This window comes from Corynebacterium sp. MSK044 (genome assembly GCF_030232825.1).
GTDB lineage: Bacteria > Actinomycetota > Actinomycetes > Mycobacteriales > Mycobacteriaceae > Corynebacterium.
On the sequence record NZ_JASPJJ010000006.1, the window covers coordinates 61,913 to 84,028 of the forward strand.

Annotated in this window: 17 protein-coding genes; 5 read left to right on the forward strand and 12 right to left on the reverse strand. The window is 57.8% G+C overall.

The genetic code is table 11. From position 1 onward, the window contains the following. The first annotated feature begins 79 nt into the window (after positions 1 to 79). Positions 80 to 1,675: a GTPase HflX gene (hflX, locus tag QP994_RS05405; protein ID WP_284865647.1), complete on the forward strand. Its 1,596-nt coding sequence runs from the start codon at positions 80 to 82 to the stop codon at positions 1,673 to 1,675. 15 nt (positions 1,676 to 1,690) lie between these two features. Then, entirely contained in the window at positions 1,691 to 3,004 is a 1,314-nt protein-coding gene (locus QP994_RS05410) for a uracil-xanthine permease family protein (RefSeq protein ID WP_284865680.1), read from the forward strand. Between the two features lie 39 nt (positions 3,005 to 3,043). Here QP994_RS05410 and QP994_RS05415 read toward each other — a convergent pair whose 3' ends face one another. From QP994_RS05415 to lexA, 5 genes are all read right to left on the reverse strand, one after another. Further along, entirely contained in the window at positions 3,044 to 3,313 is a 270-nt protein-coding gene (locus QP994_RS05415) for an HPr family phosphocarrier protein (RefSeq protein ID WP_284865648.1), read from the reverse strand. Positions 3,314 to 3,375: 62 nt separating this feature from the next. Beyond that, positions 3,376 to 5,355 (reverse strand): PTS fructose transporter subunit IIABC, encoded by a 1,980-nt coding sequence (locus QP994_RS05420; protein WP_284865649.1) that lies wholly within the window; start codon positions 5,353 to 5,355, stop codon positions 3,376 to 3,378. Positions 5,356 to 5,361: 6 nt separating this feature from the next. Then, a complete protein-coding gene (locus QP994_RS05425) occupies positions 5,362 to 6,339 on the reverse strand; it encodes a 1-phosphofructokinase family hexose kinase (protein ID WP_284854768.1) in 978 nt (325 codons plus the stop codon). Between the two features lie 140 nt (positions 6,340 to 6,479). Then, a complete protein-coding gene (gene sugR / locus QP994_RS05430) occupies positions 6,480 to 7,259 on the reverse strand; it encodes a transcriptional regulator SugR (protein ID WP_284865650.1) in 780 nt (259 codons plus the stop codon). Between the two features lie 111 nt (positions 7,260 to 7,370). Then, positions 7,371 to 8,045 (reverse strand): transcriptional repressor LexA, encoded by a 675-nt coding sequence (gene lexA / locus QP994_RS05435; RefSeq protein WP_284854770.1) that lies wholly within the window; start codon positions 8,043 to 8,045, stop codon positions 7,371 to 7,373. Between the two features lie 244 nt (positions 8,046 to 8,289). On the opposite strand from lexA, the gene QP994_RS05440 reads away from it, so the two are divergent. Next, positions 8,290 to 8,661, forward strand: a complete 372-nt coding sequence (locus tag QP994_RS05440) for a hypothetical protein (protein WP_284865651.1) — start codon at positions 8,290 to 8,292, stop codon at positions 8,659 to 8,661. A 60-nt stretch (positions 8,662 to 8,721) separates the two neighbouring features. Then, entirely contained in the window at positions 8,722 to 9,186 is a 465-nt protein-coding gene (gene nrdR / locus QP994_RS05445) for a transcriptional regulator NrdR (RefSeq protein WP_034661433.1), read from the forward strand. Here the strand turns inward: nrdR and hrpA are convergent. From hrpA to QP994_RS05465, 4 genes are all read right to left on the reverse strand, one after another. Continuing rightward, positions 9,183 to 13,109 carry an ATP-dependent RNA helicase HrpA gene (gene hrpA / locus QP994_RS05450; RefSeq protein WP_284865652.1) on the reverse strand — a complete coding sequence of 1,309 codons (3,927 nt, stop codon included), beginning with the start codon at positions 13,107 to 13,109 and terminating at the stop codon, positions 9,183 to 9,185. The genes nrdR and hrpA overlap by 4 nt on opposite strands. A 33-nt stretch (positions 13,110 to 13,142) precedes the next feature. Beyond that, positions 13,143 to 14,105 (reverse strand): hydrogen peroxide-inducible genes activator, encoded by a 963-nt coding sequence (locus tag QP994_RS05455; RefSeq protein ID WP_284854773.1) that lies wholly within the window; start codon positions 14,103 to 14,105, stop codon positions 13,143 to 13,145. Positions 14,106 to 14,195: 90 nt separating this feature from the next. Continuing rightward, positions 14,196 to 16,769 carry a DEAD/DEAH box helicase gene (locus tag QP994_RS05460; protein ID WP_284865653.1) on the reverse strand — a complete coding sequence of 858 codons (2,574 nt, stop codon included), beginning with the start codon at positions 16,767 to 16,769 and terminating at the stop codon, positions 14,196 to 14,198. An 8-nt stretch (positions 16,770 to 16,777) separates the two neighbouring features. Further along, positions 16,778 to 17,851 (reverse strand): PAC2 family protein, encoded by a 1,074-nt coding sequence (locus tag QP994_RS05465; protein WP_284854775.1) that lies wholly within the window; start codon positions 17,849 to 17,851, stop codon positions 16,778 to 16,780. Positions 17,852 to 18,107: 256 nt separating this feature from the next. Here QP994_RS05465 and QP994_RS05470 point away from each other — a divergent pair, with 256 nt between their 5' ends. Beyond that, positions 18,108 to 19,292: a DUF4192 domain-containing protein gene (locus QP994_RS05470; protein ID WP_284865654.1), complete on the forward strand. Its 1,185-nt coding sequence runs from the start codon at positions 18,108 to 18,110 to the stop codon at positions 19,290 to 19,292. Here the strand turns inward: QP994_RS05470 and galE are convergent. The 3 genes from galE to QP994_RS05485 all read right to left on the reverse strand — a co-directional run bounded on the left by galE (position 19,289) and on the right by QP994_RS05485 (position 22,086). Continuing rightward, a complete protein-coding gene (gene galE, locus QP994_RS05475; RefSeq protein WP_284854777.1) occupies positions 19,289 to 20,251 on the reverse strand; it encodes a UDP-glucose 4-epimerase GalE in 963 nt (320 codons plus the stop codon). The two genes, QP994_RS05470 and galE, sit on opposite strands and share 4 nt — an antisense overlap. A gap of 3 nt (positions 20,252 to 20,254) precedes the next feature. Further along, entirely contained in the window at positions 20,255 to 20,947 is a 693-nt protein-coding gene (locus QP994_RS05480) for an iron-dependent transcriptional repressor DtxR (protein ID WP_284854778.1), read from the reverse strand. Between the two features lie 143 nt (positions 20,948 to 21,090). Next, positions 21,091 to 22,086: a sigma-70 family RNA polymerase sigma factor gene (locus QP994_RS05485; protein WP_284854779.1), complete on the reverse strand. Its 996-nt coding sequence runs from the start codon at positions 22,084 to 22,086 to the stop codon at positions 21,091 to 21,093. Between the last annotated feature and the right edge of the window lie 30 nt (positions 22,087 to 22,116).

The following is a 22,116-nucleotide window of genomic DNA, read 5'->3' on the forward strand; positions in this document are numbered from 1 at the left end:
TTAGCGTCGCGGTGGGGTTGGGGAACAATCCGGTGACACGTTTGGTTGCCTGTGACCACCATGAAACAATAAGGACTCAATGACACAACCTTTTTCTTCTTCGAACTCCTCTTCCTCTTCCTCTTCCGCTTCCTCATCTGCTGATGGGCAGCAGACGAGCCATGATGATTTGTTGGCGGAGGCGTTTCGCGACACCACGCCCTCTACGCGTAATGCGGAGGCGGATGCTCTTATCGACGAAGCTTTCGGCACCCCCACCGTCGGCTCGCTCGATTTGGCTGAACGTAACTCTTTCCGTCGCGTTATCCGGGACACGGAGATCCGCTCGGAGGACCACGAGGACATCTACGAGGTTGAGTACCGCAAGCTCCGGCTGGAGCAGGTCATCCTGGTAGGCATGTGGACGGAGGGGACCACAGCTGAGGTTGAAGCGAACATGAATGAATTGGCCGCACTCGCTGAAACAGCAGGCGCGGAGGTTGTGGAGATGCTCTACCAGAAGCGCGACAAACCGGATCCGGGAACATATATCGGCTCGGGCAAGGTGAGCGAGCTGCGCGATATCGTGCATGCGACCGGCGCGGACACCGTTGTGTGTGATGGTGAACTTTCCCCAGGTCAGATGGTGGCGCTGGAGGAAGCGCTCAAGGTCAAGGTGATTGACCGGACCATGCTCATCCTGGATATTTTCGCGCAGCACGCGAAGTCGAAGGAGGGCAAGGCGCAGGTCAGTCTCGCGCAGATGGAGTACCTGTACACCCGCACCCGTGGTTGGGGTGGCAACCTGTCGCGCCAGGCCGGCGGACGTGCGGGCTCCAATGGTGGTGTGGGTCTGCGTGGTCCGGGTGAGACCCGGATTGAGGCGGATCGTCGCCGCCTGCGCACGGAGATGGCCAAACTGCGCCGGGAGCTCGCGGGGATGAAAACGGCCCGCGACGTGAAACGTGCGCAACGGCAGCGGTCGACGATTCCCAAGATTGCTATTGCCGGTTACACCAACGCTGGTAAGTCCTCGTTGATCAACGCAATGACGAATGCGGGTGTGCTGGTGGAAGACGCCTTGTTTGCCACCCTGGATCCGTCCACCCGTCGTGCGGAACTTGCGGATGGTCGCACAGTGGTGCTCACTGACACGGTGGGCTTCGTGCGTCACCTGCCTACGCAGTTGGTTGAGGCGTTCAAGTCCACGCTTGAGGAAGTTGCCGGTGCGGACCTGATGCTGCACGTGGTCGACGGTTCTGACCCCTTCCCGTTGAAACAGATCAAGGCTGTCAATGAGGTGCTCGCGGAGATCACCCGGGAAACAGGGGAGGACATCCCGCCAGAAATCATTGTGGTGAACAAGATTGATCAGGCGGATCCGGTGATTTTGGCTGAGCTACGCCATGCTTTTGCGGATTCGAAGCACCAGGTCGTGTTTGTGTCCGCGCACACCGGTGAAGGGATCAGTGAGCTTGAGGGCCGCATTGAGATGTTCCTCAACACTCTTGACGCGCACGTGAAGCTGCTCGTCCCGTACACACGCGGTGACATCGTGTCGCGGGTGCATGAGGAGGGCACGGTGCTCTCCGAAGAATATGAAGAGCAGGGCACGCTTATCGACGTCCGCTTGCCCCGCATCCTCGCCCAGCAGTACGCCGAATTCGCTGTGGACAGCACCGGTGCTAGTTTCTAGCGAGTGAGCTCATTTCTGAAAAGTGTGTCGTGGTCCCTCCACGGCGACGGTAAACACATTAAGCCGGGTGGCGTTGTGGCCCCCGATGAGCGACTGAGTTGGTCGCGCACTGTTGGTATTGGCATGCAGCATGTGGTGGCCATGTTTGGTGCCACCTTGCTGGTCCCCACGTTGACAGGTTTCCCGGTGAACACGACCCTGCTGTTTTCGGGTCTGGGCACCATCATCTTCTTGCTTCTCACGCGGAATCGTCTGCCTAGCTACCTCGGTTCCTCCTTTGCGTTCATCGCGCCGTTGACTGCTTCGCAGCAGCACGGCATCGGTGCGCAGCTCGGTGGCATCTTTGTTACTGGTCTCGCGCTGGTGGCTGTGGGTGTGATTGTCTCCTGGGCAGGCAAGCGCGTCATCGATGCTGTCATGCCACCGGTAGTCACCGGTGCAATCGTGGCCTTAATCGGCCTCAACCTGGCGCCCACCGCGGTGGCGAATACCCAGACCCAACCGGTAGTTGGTTTGGTTACGTTGTTTGCCATTCTGATAGCAACCGCCTGCTTCCGTGGCATGGCTGCGCGTTTGTCCATCCTCTTTGGTGTTGTTACCGGCTGGGTTTTTGCTGCTGTAACCGGCAATCTCGCAGAGGACGCCGGTGCGACCATCGCTGCTGCACCTTGGATTGGCCTACCGCAGTTCCACACCCCGGAACTCCACCTGTCCGCCATTTTGGTCACCCTGCCGGTGCTGGTTGTACTCATCGCTGAGAACGTGGGCCACGTGAAGGCGGTTGCGGAGATGACCCAGCGTGATCTCGACGACCTTGCCGGCCCCGCCTTGATCGGTGACGGTCTGGCCACCACCCTGGCTGGTGGATTCGGTGGTTCTGGTACCACCACCTATGCGGAGAACATCGGTGTGATGGCCGCTACCCGCGTGTACTCCACCGCCGCCTACTGGGTTGCTGCTGGCTTTGCCATCCTGCTCGCGTTCATCCCGAAATTCGGTGCGCTCATCTTCACCATTCCCGCCGGTGTCCTGGGTGGCGCCTGCCTGGTGCTGTATGGACTCATCGGCATGCTTGGCGTGCGTATCTGGCAGGACAACAAGGTTGACTTCTCCAACCCGATCAACCTCACCACAGCTGCAGTGGCGCTCATCGTGGGTATTGGCAACCTCACCTTCGAGGTGGGCAACGTCACCCTCGAAGGCATTGCGCTGGGCTCCATTGGCATCATCGTGCTCTACCCAGTCATGCAGTGGGCCTACCGCACCTTCGGTGAAGGCCACCTGCTGCCGGAGGAAGAACCACAGGAGCTTGAGGTTCCGCGCACCTAGGCCCCCTGCAGGTCGCTTAGGTAGGAAACTGTGGTGCGCCTAGTCCTCGTCAAGATTTGAGGCGATCAGCACGGCGATCTGTTCCACGGCTGCCGCATTATCGGATGTGACCGTGACATCATCGCCGTGTTCGGCTCCCATGGCCATGATCATGAGGGCGGATGCCGCATCGGTTTCATCCCCTTCATCCCCACCCACCAAAGTGAGAATGATCTCCTCCTCATACCCGCCAGCTGCTTCGGCAATCAAGGTTGCGGGGCGAGCATGCAGGCCAACTGTGGAACCAACAGTCACGGTTTTGGATGCCATGTGGTTGTCCTTTCGAAGATGAGGTAGGGGTTCAGTTTCCCCATCGTAGAGAAACTTTGGGTTCAGGCAGCTGGTTTTCTGTGCCACAGCCCTTTTGTGGCGAGCACCGCGACGGCACCCACAGCAACGCCCACGGCAAGCGCGATGAACATGCCCCACCACGGCTCATAAGCGAAGATGACAAAAATGCCGCCGTGTGGTGCACGCGCACCAACACCGAGCGCCATGGAAGTGGCTCCTGCGGCAGCACCGCCGAGCATCATCGACGGAATCACGCGCAACGGATCTGCAGCGGCAAAAGGAATCGCACCTTCCGACACAAAGGACAGCCCTAGAAGCCATGCAGATTTGCCTGTTTGTTGTTCTGCTGAAGTGAAGAGCTGTGCACGCAGGAACGTCGCAACAGATAGAGCGATCGGTGGCACCATCCCGGAGATCATCACCGCGGCCATGATTTCAAAGGCGGCATCTGTGCCCGCGGAGAGGCCAGCGGTGCCAAAGAGATACGCCGCCTTGTTTACTGGACCACCGAGGTCGAAGCACATCATGAGACCGATGATGATGCCCAGCAAAATCGCGGATGATCCCGTCATGGAATTCAGCCAGCCTTGCAAAGCTGCCATGATGTCGCCCAAAGGGCGGCCGAGGAGCAGGAACATCACCAAGCCAACACCAAGGGAAGCCAGCAGCGGAATGACTGCCACCGGCATGAGTGATGCGAGCCAGCGAGGTACTGTCCATGAGCCGATCCAGTGAGCAAGAGCACCAGCTAAGACACCAGTGACCAACCCGCCGATGAAGCCAGCACCCAGCATGATGGAGATCGCCCCGCCGATAAAACCAGGTGCGATACCGGGGCGGCCCGCGAGCCCGTAAGCGATGTAGCCGGATAAAGCAGCCACGACGAATTGCATGCCCATTTGTCCAATGGCGAAGAAAATCGCGCCGAGGTAGAGGGCCCAGCCGGAGTGGGTGAAGGCGGTGAGGTTGCCGTCGATAAGCACTTCATGGCCCGGCAAGTTTGTGGGTGAGTAAGTGACCGGAATGACGTGCCAGCCGTGGGCTACATCGTAGCCACCGATGAGGAAGCCGAGTGCGAGTAAGAGACCTCCGGCCGCAACGAAGGGCACCATGTAGGAAACACCAGTCAGGATGGCTTGCTGGATGCGTTTGAGCCAACCCGTTCCGGCTGGTGCAGTGTGAGTGTTGGTAGCTGACACTCGAGGTGCATGTGGGTTACTTGCCGCCGCGATTGCCTCATCGATCAAGGCGTTCGGGTCATTGATACCGCGCTTGACTGAGACATTGACTAGTGGTTTTTCGGCGAAGCGTTCGGGCTCGTGGATGGCAACATCGTGGGCAAAAATCACGGCGTCCGCATTGGCAATGAACTCTGGGGTGACAGGTCTCCTGCCCGAAGACCCTTGTGCTTCAACGCGCAGCTCCACATCATCGCGGCCACGTGCAGCGTGTTCGAGTGCATCCGCCGCCATGTACGTGTGCGCAATGCCTGTCGCGCACGAGGTCACAGCAACGATGCGCTTTCTAGGTTTAGCAGCAGCTCCGCGCATCCCTGCCTTCTTCACCTCTGCGCTGAGTACCTCATTGACAACGTTTACAACGTCCTCGCGGGTTTGCGCATGACGGAGTGTTTCAGTGAACTCCCCACGAACAAGTGCCCGAGCTAGCTTGGACAGAATCTGCAGGTGAGCTTTGTTACCGCCTTCTGGGGCGACAATGAGAAAGACGAGGTCCGCGTCACCGTCAGGCCCAGCGAAGTCCACGGGGTGCGAAAGACGGGCAAAGGCGAGTGTAGGTTCCGTGACAGCAGCAGTGCGGCAATGGGGAATAGCTACTCGGCCGTTTACACCGGTGCCCGCTCGTGTTTCGCGGGTGATGGCGGCATTGGCCAAAACGTCCGGTTTATCGGTGCGGCCGGCAGTGGCAACGATCTCGGTTAGGTGACCAATAACGTCCGCCGGTGTGCTGCCGAAATCCGCATCCAGCGCCACCAGTTCAGTCGAGATAGTAGAGCTGCTCATCGTGGATTACTTCCCATCGTGGCTGGGGAAGACTGACACAACAGTTCGTGCCAGATCCAAGTCATCCGGGGTGGGGATGGCAGTGCCTGGGTTAGAGGCAGCAGCGGTGCCATAAGCCACGGAATGGCGGAGTGCTTCCGGATAATCTTGCCCGCGCATCCGTGCAAGAACGTAGCCAGCCAACGCGCTATCACCCGCGCCCACCGTGGAACGAACGTGTGCTGGCGGGGGAGTGGCAACCCACGCGCCACGAGATGTGACCAAGCATGCACCCGCACCACCAAAGGTGACGAGGAGTTCGGGCACGCCACGGGACACGACGGACTGGGCGACCTCCACGACGGCGGCTAGATCCCCTCGCGCCGCTGCGTCTTCGAGTGTTTGCCCATCAACACCTGCGAGCTGCCCCAACTCGTAACCGTTTGGCTTAATAATGTCCGGCGTGGAGTCCTCCAGACCTTCACCCAATGCAATCAATGGTTCATCCGAGGTATCCACCGCGATGAGCGCATCCGGATTAGCTCTGCGCACGATAGCTACCAACGTGGAGTACCAATCGCGAGGAGCGCCTGGCGGTAAAGAACCAGCGAGGACGACCGCGTTTGCCTTAGGTGCATGGGTTGCTACCGCTTCTTCGAGAGCAGCGATGGTTGCCGGTGTTAAGCGTGCGCCTTGTTCATTGAGCTTGGTGGTTACCCCAGCAGCGTCAGTAATCGTCGAGTTTGCGCGCACATGTCCCTCCACCGCAATGGTGTGAAGAGGGATCGCTGCCTTATGGGCAAGGGCAACAAAAGGATCAGTTTCATGTGCTGGAGCCAATGCCAGCGTGGATTCTCCAGCTTTTAGAACCGTGTGGGCAACATTGATTCCTTTGCCACCGGGTTCACGGGAACGGGCGCGCACGCGGATGACTTCACCGGCGGTGAAGTTGTCCACGGTGAAGGTGACATCAACGCTTGGATTCGGCGTGAAAGTAAAAATCACGGGCGGCTGACCCCTCAAAGTCGTAGGTGGGGTGGAGCGAGAAAACTCCTCTGCCCGAGTATGCCCGATGCCGTATCTACGGCGTGCTAGAACCGGGGTTAAACCCATGCGACGGACGGGCTAGTTGTTTCTGGTCCGCCTTAACCTGCTTGGATGACGTTGATGCCACGTTCTGTTAGCTCATCCACGTAGGACGCCGGTGCATCAGAGTCGGTGATCACCACATCGATGGAATCAAGGGGCGCGAAGCTCACAAGGTAATCCGTGCCCAGCTTTGAGGAGTCGCACAACACCACGACCTTACGGGTGTTAGTGACCATCGCGGATTTCACCGCCGCTTCTTGTGCGTCCGCGGTGGAAAGGCCGTGGTCTACCGTTAACGCATTAGTACCAATGAAAGCTACGTCCGCGCGCAAAAGAGCCAAAGTGCGCAAAGCAGTATCACCGACGACAGCCTGTGTAATCGTACGAACAGTCCCGCCAAGCAGTTGGACATCAAGGGTGCCCAGGCTCGACAGGTCGAGAGCGATCGGCAGTGAGTTGGTAACGAATGACAAAGAAGGTGCTTCAGGCCGGTCCTTGATCAACCCGGCAAGTGTGTTAATCGTCGTGCCAGAGTCAAGGAAAACCGAACCGCCAGGCGCGGGCAGAAAATCTAATGCGGCCCGAGCGATGGCGGATTTAGCTGTGGCTGCCGAACGATAGCGGGTTTGAAGGGGGAACTCGGCAGTGAGGTAGGACTGGGTCGACACGGCACCACCGTGGACACGCTGCACCACACCGTCGCGGTCAAGGGCCGCGAGGTCCCGGCGGATAGTTTCAGCAGTGACATCAAAACGCTCAGACAATTCCGTGACGTTCACGCGGCCTTCAACTGCGGTCATTGATGCGATCTGGCGGCGACGCTCCTCGGCGTACATGGGACTTCCTTGAATGCGGGGGATGCTAACAAATCCTCATTATGTACGCGTGAAGTGAAAACGGGGCCCGGTTAGTTCTGCCTGAGCCCGTTTCACCCCCGTGAGGGTGGGTTAGAGCTTGCGGAAAACAGAGACGACCAAGCCCATGATTTCTGCTTCGTCGCCCTTGATGGGTGAAAAAGCATCATTGTGGGGAAGCAGCCACACGCCGGTGGAGTCCTTGTGGAACTCCTTCACCGTTGCCTCACCGTCGATGAGTGCAGCGACGAATTGGCCTTCCTCCGCGACTGGCTGAGTGCGCACTGCAACCCAATCTCCATCCAAGATGCCGGCGTCACGCATGGACTCGCCTACGACTTGAAGCAGGTACAGGTCGCCGTCGCCGACGAGTTCTGATGGGAGAGGGAAGTACTCTGTGACATTCTCTTCCGCCAGGATGGGATTGCCAGCGGCGATCTGGCCAACCACGGGGATGTATCGCGGTGCGGCTGCCTCTTCCGGAACGTTTGTATCCTTCTTGTTTGGTTTCCGCCCGGTGTGGGGGAGGTGGCGCAGGTCCACTGCACGAGGCTTGTTCGGGTCACGGCGCAAAAAGCCCTTCTTCTCAAGCTCTTTGAGCTGGTAGGCCACAGACGATGTGGACTGAAGTCCTGCAGCATCGCCGATCTCTCGGATGCTTGGCGGATAGCCACGCAACACTACAGCGTCCTGGATAACTTCCAGGATGCGGCGCTGGCGGTCAGTCAAAGTTTTAACGTCTGGCTTCTTGTCTTCTTTCTTGGCCATGTCTTGTTGTCCTTCCTTGATGGGTGCCTTTGCAAGAGTCTTGTTTGTTTCTAATGAGTTCCCTCACTTCTCGTTTCTACCACGAGTAAGCAAATTTGTTCGATATTTTTCCGCTACGTGTGGACAAAGTTTTCTCCAGTTGCTATAAATCGAACATAGAAGCTATCGAACAGTTGAGCGAAGCAGTTAATCGAACATGTCTCACCGGTTCGTAGAATCGTAGGCAGAACAGAAAGGAACCATCATGACAATCTCTATCGCACGACCTCACAGCGCTGATATTGTACGTAACGATCTTCGCCGCACCGTCCAGCCGGCGGATGTATGGGACATCAACGACACCCGTGCTCGGCGCCAACATGTTGCCAATGTTCGAACGTTGGGAGAGTCTGATCGAAAGGAAAGTCTAACCCGCTACCGGGCTGCTGCTGACACTGCGGGGGCTTTCGAAAACATTGAAGATCGCCGTGAAAAGCGTGGCACTATTGCCATGGGCATTCTGTTGGGCCTTAGCCTTTTCATTGGCTCTGCACTCGGGGGTGCTTTCTCCGGTGGGGAGATCGATCCGGCTGCTGCGGCAACGAATGATGTGGTTGCCAGCATAAGTGCCCGCTAGGCCGGTGCAGCTGCGTAGCAGCTAGATATGACGTGCACGGAGAGAGTAGAATCCTCTCCTGTGCATTGCCCTTTCTGCCATAACGATCATTCCCGTGTCTCGGACTCACGTCTCGTAGACGCGGGTTCTGCTATTCGTCGTCGACGTGAGTGCACCGCGTGTGGGGGCCGGTTCACCACGGTTGAAAAAGCCATCCTCACTGTGGTCAAACGAAATGGTGTCAGTGAGCCCTTTGATAGAGACAAGCTGATTGTTGGTGTGCGTCGCGCGTGCCAGGGCCGTGATGTTTCAGATGATGCCCTGAAACGTCTTGCCCAAGAGGTGGAAGAGATTGTGCGTGCACAAGGCAGCTCACAAGTTCTTTCCAATGACATTGGTCTTGCCATCCTGGAGCCCCTGCGGGCGCTCGATGAGGTGGCTTACCTGCGCTTCGCGTCGGTATACAAGTCTTTCGAAAGTGCCGATGATTTCGAATCGGAGATCCGGCTGATGCGTCGCCGCGATCGCGGCATTGATGAGCTTTAGAGCTTATCTACCATCTTTTCAATCCTCCGTGGGCTCACCGGTTTGGATGTGCCCAGACGCTGCGCGAAAAGACTGACGCGTAGTTCCTCGATGCGCCAGAGAATCTCTTTGACTGGCTTTGATCTTTCTGCCCCCTTGGGTAGGCGAGCGAGCTTGGCATCAAGATACGCCTTGACGTCATCGATCACGGCTTGGCGGTCCGCATCCCTGTCAGGATCGTGGTTCATCTCATCCAGGCGCATCTGTACTGCGGACAAATAGCGCGGCAGGTGCTGCAGATGTTCCATGCCGTGGATGGTGATGGCGTTTTTTGGTAACAGGAAGGCCATTTGAGCCTTAATGTCATCAATGGCTGGGCCACTCCACTTGTTCAGTTCAGCTGCGATGTTGATGTATTCGGCGACACCGCCTGCGATGCCGACGACAGCACGTCGCACGGCACCAGGAACCTCGGGTTTCACCTTGTTAAGTAAGGCATCGAATTCCTCAGGTGTGCGCACCGGTCCGCCGTGGGTAAACATCAGATCACGGATGGCGGCGATGCGTGCATCTTCGACGAGCCCAGTGGCACCACCGTGGGGATATTTATCCACGGCAACGCGTTGGCGTAGTGGAAGGCCTTTGGTCATCTGCGTTGGGGATACGGAGATCTGGCGCATGAGCATGGCCAGTGTGGCCGTGACCATCGAGGCATCGGCAGCAGCTTTAGTGGGGAATACCTTGACGCGCACGCCGTCCTTGGTTGCTTCCAAGGCAGGGAAAGCATCAACGTTATTGCCTTCAATGTCCGTGGTCACAGTTTCGGGCACCGCGCCGAGGGTGTCGGCTGTCCACTCTTTGGCGGCATCCGTTTCCGCTTTCTTTGTCGCCTTTGCCACCGACGAAGTGATTTGGCCCGAGCGACGTTTCTTGAGTTCCGCCAGGCTCTTGTCGTGGTCGGTGATCGTGCCACGTCGATCGACAGAAGCAAAAGTCATCTTCAAATGCGCTGGCAACGCTTCGGGGTGGAAGTCGGTTGCGTTGATGCCGTGGCCGCCGAACGAGCGCAGGATTTCCGCGAGCTGCTCCGTCAATGGCGCCTCAAACGGGATGAGCTTCTCCATTGCGCGTGCAGCGAATTCGGGCGCTGGGACCACCGTCTTACGCAACGCCTTGGGCAGGGAGCGGATGAGCTCAGTCACAAGTTCTGCGCGCAGGCCAGGAACGAGCCAATCAAAATCCGTGTCTTCCAGTCCGGCCAACAGGGGGACAGGAACAAGTACGGTGACTCCGTCGAATGGATCACCAGGCTCAAACTTGTACTGGAGCTCATAGTTAATGCTGCCCTGGCGCCATTTGTCGGGGAAGGCGGCTTCGGAGGAATCGGCCGCAGCATCGTCGATAAGCTTTGACGGATCGAAATCGAGGAAATCTGGTGATTGGTAGCGCTTCTTCTTCCACCAGGCGTCGAAATGACGCCCGGTGCCAATGTTGTCGGGAATGCGGGCATCATAAAAATCGAACAGTGCGTCTTCGTCGACAACGAGGCCACGACGGCGCACCTTTTCCTCGATGGCGCTAGCCTCTTCCAACAGTTGAGCGTTGTGCTTAAGAAAAGCGTGGTGTGCGTTCCATTCACCCTCGATGAGGGCATGGCGGATGAACATGGTGCGAGCGGCGTCCATGTCCACGTGGTGGTAGAGCACACGCCGGTCCGCAACCACGGTGACGCCGTAGAGCATTGACTTCTGGTGCACCATGGGTGCTGCACGCTTGGTGGACCAGAAGGGCTCTGAATAGGAGTGCTTGAGCAGGTTCGCGGCTACCTTTTCCACCCAAGCTGGGTCGATCGCAGCGACATCACGTGCCCACAGGCGTGAGGTTTCCACTAGTTCCGCAGCCATGATGAACTCCGGTGGCTTCTTGGCCAACACGGAACCAGGGAACACCATGAAACGGGTGCCGCGGGCGCCCTTGAATTCCTTGGAATGACCGTCGCGCGCACCAATGTTGGACAGCAAGCCGGTGAGGAGCGACTGGTGGACAGCCATCGGATCCCGCTCGCCGGCCTCAGCGTGGCGTAGTTTGTTCCAGCCGAGCTGCTTCTGAGCCTCCCGCAGCTGGCCAACAAGATCGAACCATTCGCGAATACGCATGTAGTGGAGGTATTCCTTCTTCATGCGTTTGCGGAAGGCATTGCCGGACAACTCATCGCGGGCATCTTTGATGTAATCCCACAAATTCAAAGAGGCGAGGAAGTCTGAAGTTTTGTCCTTGAAGCGGGCATGCGCTTGATCCGCTTGGGCCTGGAATTCGAGAGGACGCTCGCGGACGTCCTGGATGGTCATGGCAGCCACAATGACGGTGACGTCGGCGAGCACACCCAGACGGTTGGCTTCAACCAGCATGCGGGCCATGCGTGGGTCTACCGGGATCCGCGCAATCTCACGCCCGATGGAGGTGAGCGCCGGTAGGTCATGGTCCTCCTTGTCCGTGATGGCGCCGAGTTCGTGCAGCAACATGAGGCCATCACGAATGGCTTTCTGCTCTGGGGGTTGGACAAAGGGGAACTCAGAAATATCACCGAGGCGGAGGTTGATCATCTGCAAGATGACGCTGGCCAAGTTAGTGCGCAGAATCTCCGGGTCAGTGAACTCAGGGCGTGAGTTGAAGTTCTCTTCGGAGTAAAGGCGGATGGCAATGCCATCGGCGATGCGGCCCGAGCGTCCGGAACGTTGGTTGGCGCTAGCCTGTGAGACCTCCTCAATGGGCAGACGCTGGACCTTCGTGCGGGTGGAGTAGCGGGAAATACGCGCTAACCCGGTGTCTACCACGTAGTGGATCCCCGGAACTGTCAGGGAGGTTTCTGCGATGTTGGTGGCCAGGACGATGCGGCGACCAGAGTGCGGGCTGAAAACACGGTGTTGTTCCGCGTTGGACAGGCGGCCGAATAGGGGAGTGACTTCGACGTTGCGCCAATGCTGTTTCTCAATGACTTCCATGGCGTCGCGGATATCGCGCTCGGACGCGAAGAAGCACAGGATGTCCCCGTCGCCCTCTGCCATGAGCTCCTTAAGAGCAGCAATGAGCCCGTCGAGCATGTCGATGTCCACGACTCTTGTTTCGCCCTTTTTGTTGGTCACCTCAGTTTCCAGTGGGCGATAGCGGATCTCTACCGGATAGGTGCGGCCGGAGACCTCAATGATGGGAGCAGGTGTACCGTCCTTGTCCGCGAAGTGTGCGGCGAAGCGCTCTGGGTCGATTGTCGCGGATGTGATGATCACCTTCAGGTCAGGCCTGTGGGGCAATAATTTCTTCAGGTAGCCCAGCAGAAAATCAATGTTGAGGGAACGCTCGTGGGCCTCATCGATGATGATCGTGTCGTAGGCATTCAAGTATCGGTCGCGCTGCATTTCAGCGAGGAGAATGCCGTCTGTCATGAGTTTGACGGCGGTGGTGGCGGATACGCGATCATCAAAGCGAATGGCGTAACCCACGGATTCACCGATGTTCTGGCCAAGCTCGTCTGCAATACGTTCGGCCACCGTGCGTGCAGCGATACGGCGCGGTTGAGTGTGCCCAATCAGTCCACGGCGTCCCCGCCCCAGTTCAAGCAGCGTTTTGGGGATCTGGGTGGTTTTGCCGGAGCCGGTCTCGCCCGCGATGATGACCACCTGGTTATCGCGGACAAGGTCCATGATCTTTTCGCGCTGCAGGGAAACCGGGAGGTTATCCGGATAGGTGATCTCGGGGACATGTTCATTGATCGCGGAGACTTTGAGCGCTGCAGCGTCCATGTCTTTGCTTATCGACGCCAAAGCCTCCGCCGACCGTGCCCTCTTCAGCCGACGATGAAAGCGGCGAACAGCGGCGATAGGGAGCTCATCAAGCCGGGAATAGAGGTCGCCGCGGGTGAGGGCTTGTGGGGGTTGTGAGTTCGTCATATTCACCGCGGAAGTCTACCGGCAGCGGTGTATTTACTCGATTCGCAGGCCCAATGGCTCCGCCGCAGCAAGGGTCTTTTCGTACGACTCCTTGACCGCCTCACCGAGAGCAGCGAATTCCTCTGCTCGGGCAGAGGATTTTCTGAACACAATCCCAACGTGCCGTTCAGCGGGGACAGAAGGATCAAACTGCGCGAAGGAAATACCTTTCCGCGTGCATTCAGCTGCGACCGCTGAGGCTGGCAACAACGTGCATCCCTGACCTGCTGCGATGAGCTGGATGATGGTGGTGAGCGACGCTGCGCGGCTGACGGAATCTCTGCCATATCCAGCGTCGACTTGGGCGAGGCGGCAGAGGTCCATGACGTGTTCGTGCATACAGTGCCCGTCATTTAGCAATAGAAGACTGACGTCATCGAGGCTTTCCAAGGTCAAATCCTTGCGCCCTTCGAAGGGATGGCCTTGCGGCAACGCGACGATGAAGCGTTCTGTGTACAGCTCAATTTCTGTGAAACCTTGTTCCTTCGACGGAAAAGCGATGAGGGCGAGATCGATCTTCCCATCGCGCAAGGAGTCCATGAGGACAGGCGTTGTTTCCTCAATGATCGTCGGTTCAAGATTGGGGAATTTCTCCTGGATGATCGATAGGAATTCAGGGAGAAGATACGGCGCGATTGTGGGGATGACACCGATGGAGAGCTGCCCAGTGAGAAACTCGCGGCCACCGTAGATCTGACCCTTGAGAACATCAACCGCTTCGAGTACGGCGCGGGCGTACGGTACGAGCTTCTGGCCGATAGGAGTGACGATGACTTTGCGGGTGGAACGCTCAATGAGCTGAAGCTCTAGCCCTTTCTCCAGGGTGGAGAGACCCTGAGAGAGGGAAGGCTGAGTGATGGAAAGTTTCTCTGCTGCCGTACCAAAGTGACGGTTTTCTGCCAGTGTGACAAACATGCGCAATTGGGCCAGCGTAGGCAGGAAATCTTTATCGGACATGCCTATGACCATAGATCGAGTCATAGGTTTTTGGGCAAAAATAGTTCTTTAATTTCACAATGCGATGATCGTGATGCCCTAGTGGACTACCTAGACGTGGCGCATGACCAATGAACTCAGTCGCACTTCACCTGCAGCATCAGACGCATCCAAGTCCACCGTGCCATGTAACTGGAACGCATTATCGCCTGCTGGATCTTTGATGATTTGGGTGACGGTCCAAGCACGCGTCTGAGTCTCTGTGAGAGAGAAGTACTCAGGCCCGCGTGCATCACCGTCTAGTTCAACATCGTCGTATTCGTCGAAGTAATCATCCATGAGTGCCGGCCAATCTGGCTGGTCTGCCACATCCATGTAGTCCAGCATCTCCGCCAGTTCCTTCTCCTTTTCGTAGGCAAACAGCTCCACGAGGCGGAAGAAGTAATTGCGCACCATGATGGTGAAAGCGCGACGATTCGCCGTGAGTGCCGTGGGATCTTCCACTCCAAAAGCGAGCTCGCGTTCCAGATCATCGCGGCTGATCGGGGTGGATTCGTCGCTCATGTGGGCCCATTCGTCGATAAGCGAAGAATCGACCTGGCGGATGAGCTCCCCGAGCCACACGATGATGTCATCGAGCCGCTCCGTCATATACGCGTCCGGAATGGAGTGTGACAGTGTCCGCCAGGCATCTGTGAGGTAGCGCAGGACAACGCCTTCGCTGCGTGCGAGACCATAGGTGGCAATGACATCGGAGAAGGTCATCGCGTGCTCGATCATGTCACGCACAACGGACTTGGGGGACAGTTCGAATTCTTTCGCCCACGGGTTGCCCTGCGCAAACGTCTCGTATGCTTGCTCCAGCTCCTCCTTGAGTGGCTGCGGATACGTCACGTCCTCAATGAGCACCATGCGCTCGGTGTAGTCCACGCCCTCGGCCTTGAGAGCCGCAATCTCCTCACCACGCTCCTTCGTCTGCTGCGCCTGCAGCAACTGGCGCGGATCATCCAAGATGGCCTCAAACGCAGAGATGACATCTAGATCGTATGTATCGGACGCCGGATCCAGCAGAGTCAAAAACGCCAATGCGAAAGGGGACAACGGCTGGTTCAGCGCGAAATCCCGATCAAGTTCCGCCGTGAGCGTGTACGGGCGAAACGCCGGTGAATCAGGGGTTCGTTCCACCACTCCAGCAGCGATCAAGCCGCGGAAAAGATCAAGAGCGGTGAGGATGTCCTGGTTCTGCTTTGCCCGTGTGTCATGGTTGCCACGCAGCAGGTTCTTCATATGCTCGTAGCCATCACCCGGACGCGCAATCACGTTGAGCAGCATCGAATTGGATACCTGGAATTGGCTGGTCAGCTCCTCTGGTTCAGCCTGGGTGAGACGCTGGAAGGTGTTCTCCGACCAAGAAATCTCCCCATCACGGGCGGATTTTTTGCGGATCTTCTTCAGCTTCTTCGGGTCATCCCCGGCCTTGCGGCGCAGCTTCACGTTCTCAATCTCGTGCTCCGGCGCTTCGACGATGACCGTGCCCTCGGTGTCAAAGCCCGCACGGCCGGCACGGCCAGCAATCTGGTGGAACTCACGGGATTTCACAATGCGCTGGCGGGTGCCGTCATACTTAGCCAGACCCGTCATCAACACCGTGCGAATCGGAACATTAATGCCCACACCAAGAGTGTCCGTACCGCAAATGACTTTGAGCAGACCCGCTTGCGCCAGGCGCTCAACCAAGCGGCGGTACTTGGGCAGCATGCCCGCGTGGTGGATACCAATGCCACGACGCAGCAGTTTTGACAGTGTCTTGCCGAAGGTGGTGGTGAAGCGGAAATCCCCGAGTGCTTCCCGGATTGCTTCTTTCTCCTCGGGGGAGACCATCGGAATCGACGTCAACGCTTGGGCGCGTTCCGTTGCTTCACGTTGGGAGAAGTGCACGACGTAAATGGGGGCCTTGCCGTCTTTGAGCAGCTCCTCAATCGTCTCGTGCACCGGTGTGAATACGTAGTGGAAATCTAGTGGCACTGGACGCTCAGAACCACCGACGAATGTGGTTTCCCGGCCCGTCCGGCGAGTGAGATCCTCCTCTAACCAGGCCGTATCACCAAGAGTGGCGGACATGAGCAGAAACTGCGCCTGCGGCAGTTCCAATAGTGGCACCTGCCATGCCCAGCCACGCTCCGGGTCGGAATAATAGTGGAACTCATCCATGACCACCTGGCGGATGTCGGAGTTCTTGCCCTCACGCAGCGCGATATTGGCCACGATTTCTGCCGTTGCCGCGATGATGGGTGCGTGCCCATTGACGGTGGCATCACCCGTCATCATGCCCACGTTCTCTGGGCCGAAAATCTCACACAATGCGAAGAATTTCTCACTCACCAAGGCTTTGATGGGGGCAGTGTAAAAAGTGCGCTGGCCACGCGCCATGGCAATGAAGTGAGCAGCATTAGCCACCATGGACTTACCAGAGCCCGTCGGCGTGGCCAGAATGACATTGTCACCAGCTAGCAAAGCTAAGGAAGCTTCCTCCTGGGCAGGGTAGAGGGTAATACCGCGCGATTGGGTCCAGCGGATGAAGGTGTCCCACACCGCATCGTCGAAAAGCGATGCGGGAACATCCTCCAGATCACTCAGCGTGTCACCGAGTGTGAGCGGGGTACCAGCTGCTCCTGTTGATTCCATGTGCCTGCCTACTCGCCGTCATCCGTCGACGAGTCATAGTTATCAGGGCTATCAGGCGTGGAATCCGCGTCATCCTCGGAGGAACCAAGATCCATCTGCGGGTCATGCTCCCACATCAGGTCCTCTGCAGCCGGACCCAAACCACGCGTGCGGTCCCGGTCATCGATCGCCGCGAGGAAGTTCTCAAACGCCTCCCCAATCTCCTCCCCACTAGGCACCTGAGCTTCCCCCGGCATCATCTTCTGCGGATTCTTCTTCCGGTATGACTCCATCTCGCGGTCATAGTGCTGCTCAAGCTGGTGCACGACCTGCGAGATCTCCTCAGAATCATTGGTCTGCTGCGCAAGCTGAAGATTCACGCGCTCAATATCCTGCTCAATGGCACGCAGCGGGAACTGCAGCTGCGAGGTGTCGGACACGGACTGCAGCAGCTGGAACACCGCATGCGGATAGGGCGATGCGGACACATAATGCGGAACATGCGCGGTGTAACCGGCAACGCGGCGCCCGCGGGCATGAAGCTCACGCTCAATCATCACCGAGGCAGCACCAGGCATAGACACCATGCCGTCATACGTGAACATTGTGCCCACTAATTCACGGTCATTCCCATGAGCAGACACCACCAAAGGGCGCGTGTGGGGGGCACCCATCGGGGCGGCGTACAGGCAGATGGTTTTATCCACATTGAAGTGGTCCACCAGATCAGCCACCGACTTAGAAAACGCCTCCCAGCGCAGATCCGGTTCCGGGCCGGACAGGAGCAGGAACGATGTGCCCTTGGAATCGCGCAGAACACGCATGTCCAACTCGATGGACTCCATGTCCGTGATCTCGTGCTCGCTCATGGTTACCATCGGGCGGCGCGAGCGGTAATCAATCAACTCATCGTTATTGAAAGTGGCCACCGTGCGTGAATCCAATGCGGCCTTCAGGTGCCCAGCGGCTCCTTCCACGGCATGGCCCGCATCCGCGTAGCCCTGCATTGCGATGATCAAGGTGGGGCCGGAGGACGCGCCGCCGTCGACGGCAGGGGCCGGGTATTCCAGCTCATACATGTGACGCTTGTCATCTGACGCCATTGAAAACATCCTCCTTCTCACGTTCTACCGGTGAACGCACACATCCTCTACAACGATGCCTGCGCATATTTTCATTCCCACCATACGGACCCACCGCGACATGGTGTGCGACATCCCTTGGAATGGCACCTAAAAGAGAGGGTTCTACGGTGCGCCTGTGGAATTTTGCTGAGATTCCACAGGCGCAGAACACAAAAATTGGCCAGTTTTTGAAATGAAGGGAACCGTTTGGGGGTGTGAAGCAGTCAAAGAAGATATGACACATTCACACAACCCGCAGAGGGAAAACAATTCATCCGATCCGTTCTTCGACCCATGGCTGTCCGACATCCCGTTGGTGGACAGTCCATCCAACATCATTGCCACGATTCCGGGCACGTTGGGCTATTACCCCCAAGAATCCGTTATTGTCATTGGTCTTGTGCCCGATGATGAGGACCCGCATAGGCCCGTCCTGGGGCCCGTTCTGCGCGCTGACATCGTTCATGCTCATCACGTCCGCAAGGCAATAGCCACGCACCTCAACGGTGCTTGCTTGACGTACTTCGCACTGATTGTCACCCGCATTCCGGACTCAGACAGTGCACGCTCCGCCATCGCAGAGCTAGAAAGCATTCAATGTGGCGGAGGACACCCGCTCATCGGGTTCTGCTGGGCTGTCAGCGAAATCGCCCAAGGCACCCCGTACCAAATGGTCTTCGGCCCAGAGGTCGCCCCAGACTGCAGCGAATGGGAGCGCGGCATCATTGGATCAGTCATTGCTTCCCCAGCGATGCAGGCCATGCGCGACAACGGCACTTTGCCAGCGCTGACGCGTGAAGACACCTTTGCCTTCTTTGACTGCGTGCAGGAGTGCTGTACGAACAAGAAGGTTGCCAAAACAGCTCAGGCTTTGACCGTCGCTGCAAGGAAAGAAAGTGATGAGCTCTGCCGCAAGCTGGATTGTGGTGAGTCTGGTGCTGCAGAGGTCGTGCGCGCCGCGGGACAGGCTTTGCGGAGCGTGCAACCACTGCCACTCGTGGGGGATGATGCGCACCCCACGCTCGAACAGCTCTTTAAAGATGAAGATGAGCTCCGCGCGCTCGTTGTATCCCTCATGCGGGCACCACTGCGAGACTGCCTCATCGGGCAAGCAATTGATCACCCTGAAACAGCAGCCACAGCTTTGATTACAGTTGCCCGGAACTTCCGTGGCGTCATCCGCGCCAATGCGTTGAGCTTGTGGGCACTCGTGGCTATCAGCCGGGGACTATCTTCGTGGGCATCAACCGCACTCGCCTGCGCACAGGAGGAAATGCCACAGCATTCCATGTCGGCGATTTGCTTGCAGGTCATGGCAACAGGGCAGCAACAACAGTTGGTCACCACCATTCTTGAGGGCTGTGAGGTCGCGTGTGCTGCGTTGCTGGCACGAGAGAGCGGTGGGGAAGAAGCAGCTTAGCCGCGAGCTTGGGTGTACTCCCACGCATCGGCCACGATGGTGTCCAGATCAGTGCGTGTGGGGGACCACCCAAGCTCTTCTTTCGCGCGCTCGGAAGAAGCGATGAGGGTGGCCGGGTCACCGGCACGACGCGGTGCAACCTCAGCGGGAATGGGGTGTCCCGTGACGCGACGGCACGCCTCGATGACTTCCTTCACTGAGTAGCCATCACCAGATCCAAGGTTGAAAATCCGGTGGGTGCCAGGAGAGTTCGTCTCCAACGCGAGCATGTGTGCATCGGCGAGGTCCCGAATATGGATGTAGTCGCGCACGCATGTGCCATCCGTCGTAGGCCAATCATCGCCGTAGATGAGGATCTTCTCGCGCTTGCCCTGCGCCACCTGGAGAACCAGTGGGATCAGGTGCGTCTCCGTGGCATGGTTTTCGCCGTAGCCGCCGTAAGCACCTGCAACGTTGAAGTACCGCAAGCTGGTGGCCCCCAAACCGTAGGCGGCAGCATACGACGTAATGGCGTAGTCAATAGCAAGCTTCGTCGCACCATACGGATTCGTGGGAGCAGTGGGCATATCTTCGGTGATGGGCACACGCTCTGGTTCGCCATAGGTGGCAGCAGTGGAGGAAAACACAAGCGAGTTCACTCCGTGCTCACGCATCGAGTTGAGCAGCTTCAGAGACGTTTCAAAATTGTCACACCAGTACTCATCTGGCTTCTCCACGGATTCACCAACAAGGGAACGGGCCGCGAAATGGAGCACACCGTCGACGTTGCCACCGGAGAGGACATCATCGATCACATCGTTGATGGCGCCCTCCACCAGATTCACGCCGGGCACAACCGCATCGCGGTTACCCGTGGAGAAGTTGTCTACAACCGTGACATCGTGGCCTGCGTCCAAGAGCACCTTGGTGCACACGCTTCCTACATATCCGGCACCACCAGTGACAACGAGTTGAGCCACGGTTTAACCCTCCAGCTTCTTCACGCGTAGCGCGTGAACCAGGTCCGGTGTCAGCTCAATCTCCGAGCCATTCTCCGTTGTGACAGTCACAGCACCATGCGGTTTGCCTGTGAGCGTCACCTTGGTGCCACGATTGATACCAAAGCGGCAAATAGAGGAGTATTGCTCCGAATCAAGCTGAAGAATCTCATTGATCTGCACGACCTCAGCTTTGACTGGTTCGTTGAGGTTCAACTCATTCACCCGCACGCCCAGGTCGAACTCCTTGTCCGCCGCGTATCCCAATTCACTCAGTGCTGGGATGGGGTTGCCAAAGGGGGAGCGGGTGGGATCCTCCAACACGTCAATCAGCTTGCGCTCTACCTCTTCACTCATCACATGCTCCCAACGGCATGCCTCGGCGTGAACCTTGCTCAGGTCCAATCCCAACACGTCTGTGAGGAGGCGCTCCGCCAAGCGGTGCTTACGCATCACAGAGGTTGCAAGCTCACGGCCACGCGGGGTGAGGGACAAAGAGCGGTCATGCTCCACAATGATGAGACCGTCACGCTCCATGCGTGCCACCGTCTGAGACACCGTGGGGCCCGACTGGTCTAGGCGTTCGGCGATACGCGCGCGCAGCGGAACGATGCCTTCTTCCTCCAGCTCGTAGACCGTACGCAGGTACATCTCGGTGGTGTCAACCAGATCTCTCACAGTAGATATCCTTTTGGACTCATCGCAGGACAAACTCTGGCCAATGGTAGCCGAGAATAGTGGCCGCGGGGCGTATGACAGGCAAACACCCGGTCCACTCAAGGCAAAGAGTGGAAGCCGGGTGAGGTGAAAAAACTTGTATTTTAGAAGGCGTAGTCGCGCAGGCGATCCGCGCGTTCACCAGCACGAAGTTTGCTCATCACTTCGCGCTCGATTTGGCGCACACGTTCGCGTGATAGCCCGAACTTGCGGCCAATCTGATCGAGTGTGCGAGGCACACCGTCATCGAGGCCGTAGCGTAAACGAATCACATCTTGCTCGCGCTGCTCGAGGCCACCGATGATGTCATTGATGTCATCGTGCCGCAGCACAGAGACTACAGCGTCCTCAGCGTCCGCCGCTTCTGCATCCTCAATGAAATCGCCCAACGGTGCTTCTTCGTCCGCGCCCACCGGCATGTCCAGACTCACCGGATCGCGCGACTGGCGCAGGAGCATCTCAATTTTGGCTTCCTCAATGCCGGATTCCTCCGAGAGCTCCTCATTCGTGGGTTCACGGCCGAGGGACTGGTACATCTCACGGCGAATGCGGGAGAGCTTATTTACCTGCTCTACCAAGTGGACTGGGAGGCGAATCGTGCGGGACTGGTCGGCCATGCCACGAGTGATAGCTTGGCGGATCCACCACGTTGCGTAGGTGGAGAACTTAAAGCCCTTTGCGTAGTCGAACTTCTCCATCGCACGGATGAGGCCAAGGTTGCCCTCCTGGATGAGATCCAAAAGCGGCATGCCACGGCCGGTGTAGCGCTTAGCCAAGGAGACGACCAGGCGGAGGTTTGCTTCCAGCAGGTGGGAGCGGGCCTTGCGGCCTTGCTTTGCCAAAATCTTCAGATCGCGGGTCTTCGCGCGGGTGAGCTTCACCTCAGGATCATCGAGGAGATGCTGGGCGTACAGGCCGACCTCAATCTGCTGTGCGAGCTCCACTTCCTCCTCGGCGTTGAGTAGAGCAGTCTTGCCAATGCCGTTGAGGTACACGCGGACAAGGTCCGCCGACGGGTTGTCATTCGTCTGATTACGTCGGCTCCCGCGATCAACCTTTTCCTCGTTGTTGTCGACACGATCCACATTGGGTTGGGTCATGGTGATCGGGCTCCTTTAAGTCTCGCGAAT

What these genes read in the sequence shown, in the direction of transcription:
- hflX (WP_284865647.1), top strand. Translation starts at nt 80, where the DNA reads ATGACACAACCTTTTTCTTCTTCGAACTCCTCTTCCTCTTCCTCTTCC.
- QP994_RS05415 (WP_284865648.1), bottom strand. Translation starts at nt 3,313, where the DNA reads ATGGCATCCAAAACCGTGACTGTTGGTTCCACAGTTGGCCTGCATGCT.
- QP994_RS05420 (WP_284865649.1), bottom strand. Translation starts at nt 5,355, where the DNA reads ATGAGCAGCTCTACTATCTCGACTGAACTGGTGGCGCTGGATGCGGAT.
- sugR (WP_284865650.1), bottom strand. Translation starts at nt 7,259, where the DNA reads ATGTACGCCGAGGAGCGTCGCCGCCAGATCGCATCAATGACCGCAGTT.
- lexA (WP_284854770.1), bottom strand. Translation starts at nt 8,045, where the DNA reads ATGGCCAAGAAAGAAGACAAGAAGCCAGACGTTAAAACTTTGACTGAC.
- QP994_RS05440 (WP_284865651.1), top strand. Translation starts at nt 8,290, where the DNA reads ATGACAATCTCTATCGCACGACCTCACAGCGCTGATATTGTACGTAAC.
- hrpA (WP_284865652.1), bottom strand. Translation starts at nt 13,109, where the DNA reads ATGACGAACTCACAACCCCCACAAGCCCTCACCCGCGGCGACCTCTAT.
- QP994_RS05455 (WP_284854773.1), bottom strand. Translation starts at nt 14,105, where the DNA reads ATGTCCGATAAAGATTTCCTGCCTACGCTGGCCCAATTGCGCATGTTT.
- QP994_RS05460 (WP_284865653.1), bottom strand. Translation starts at nt 16,769, where the DNA reads ATGGAATCAACAGGAGCAGCTGGTACCCCGCTCACACTCGGTGACACG.
- QP994_RS05465 (WP_284854775.1), bottom strand. Translation starts at nt 17,851, where the DNA reads ATGGCGTCAGATGACAAGCGTCACATGTATGAGCTGGAATACCCGGCC.
- QP994_RS05470 (WP_284865654.1), top strand. Translation starts at nt 18,108, where the DNA reads ATGACACATTCACACAACCCGCAGAGGGAAAACAATTCATCCGATCCG.
- QP994_RS05485 (WP_284854779.1), bottom strand. Translation starts at nt 22,086, where the DNA reads ATGACCCAACCCAATGTGGATCGTGTCGACAACAACGAGGAAAAGGTT.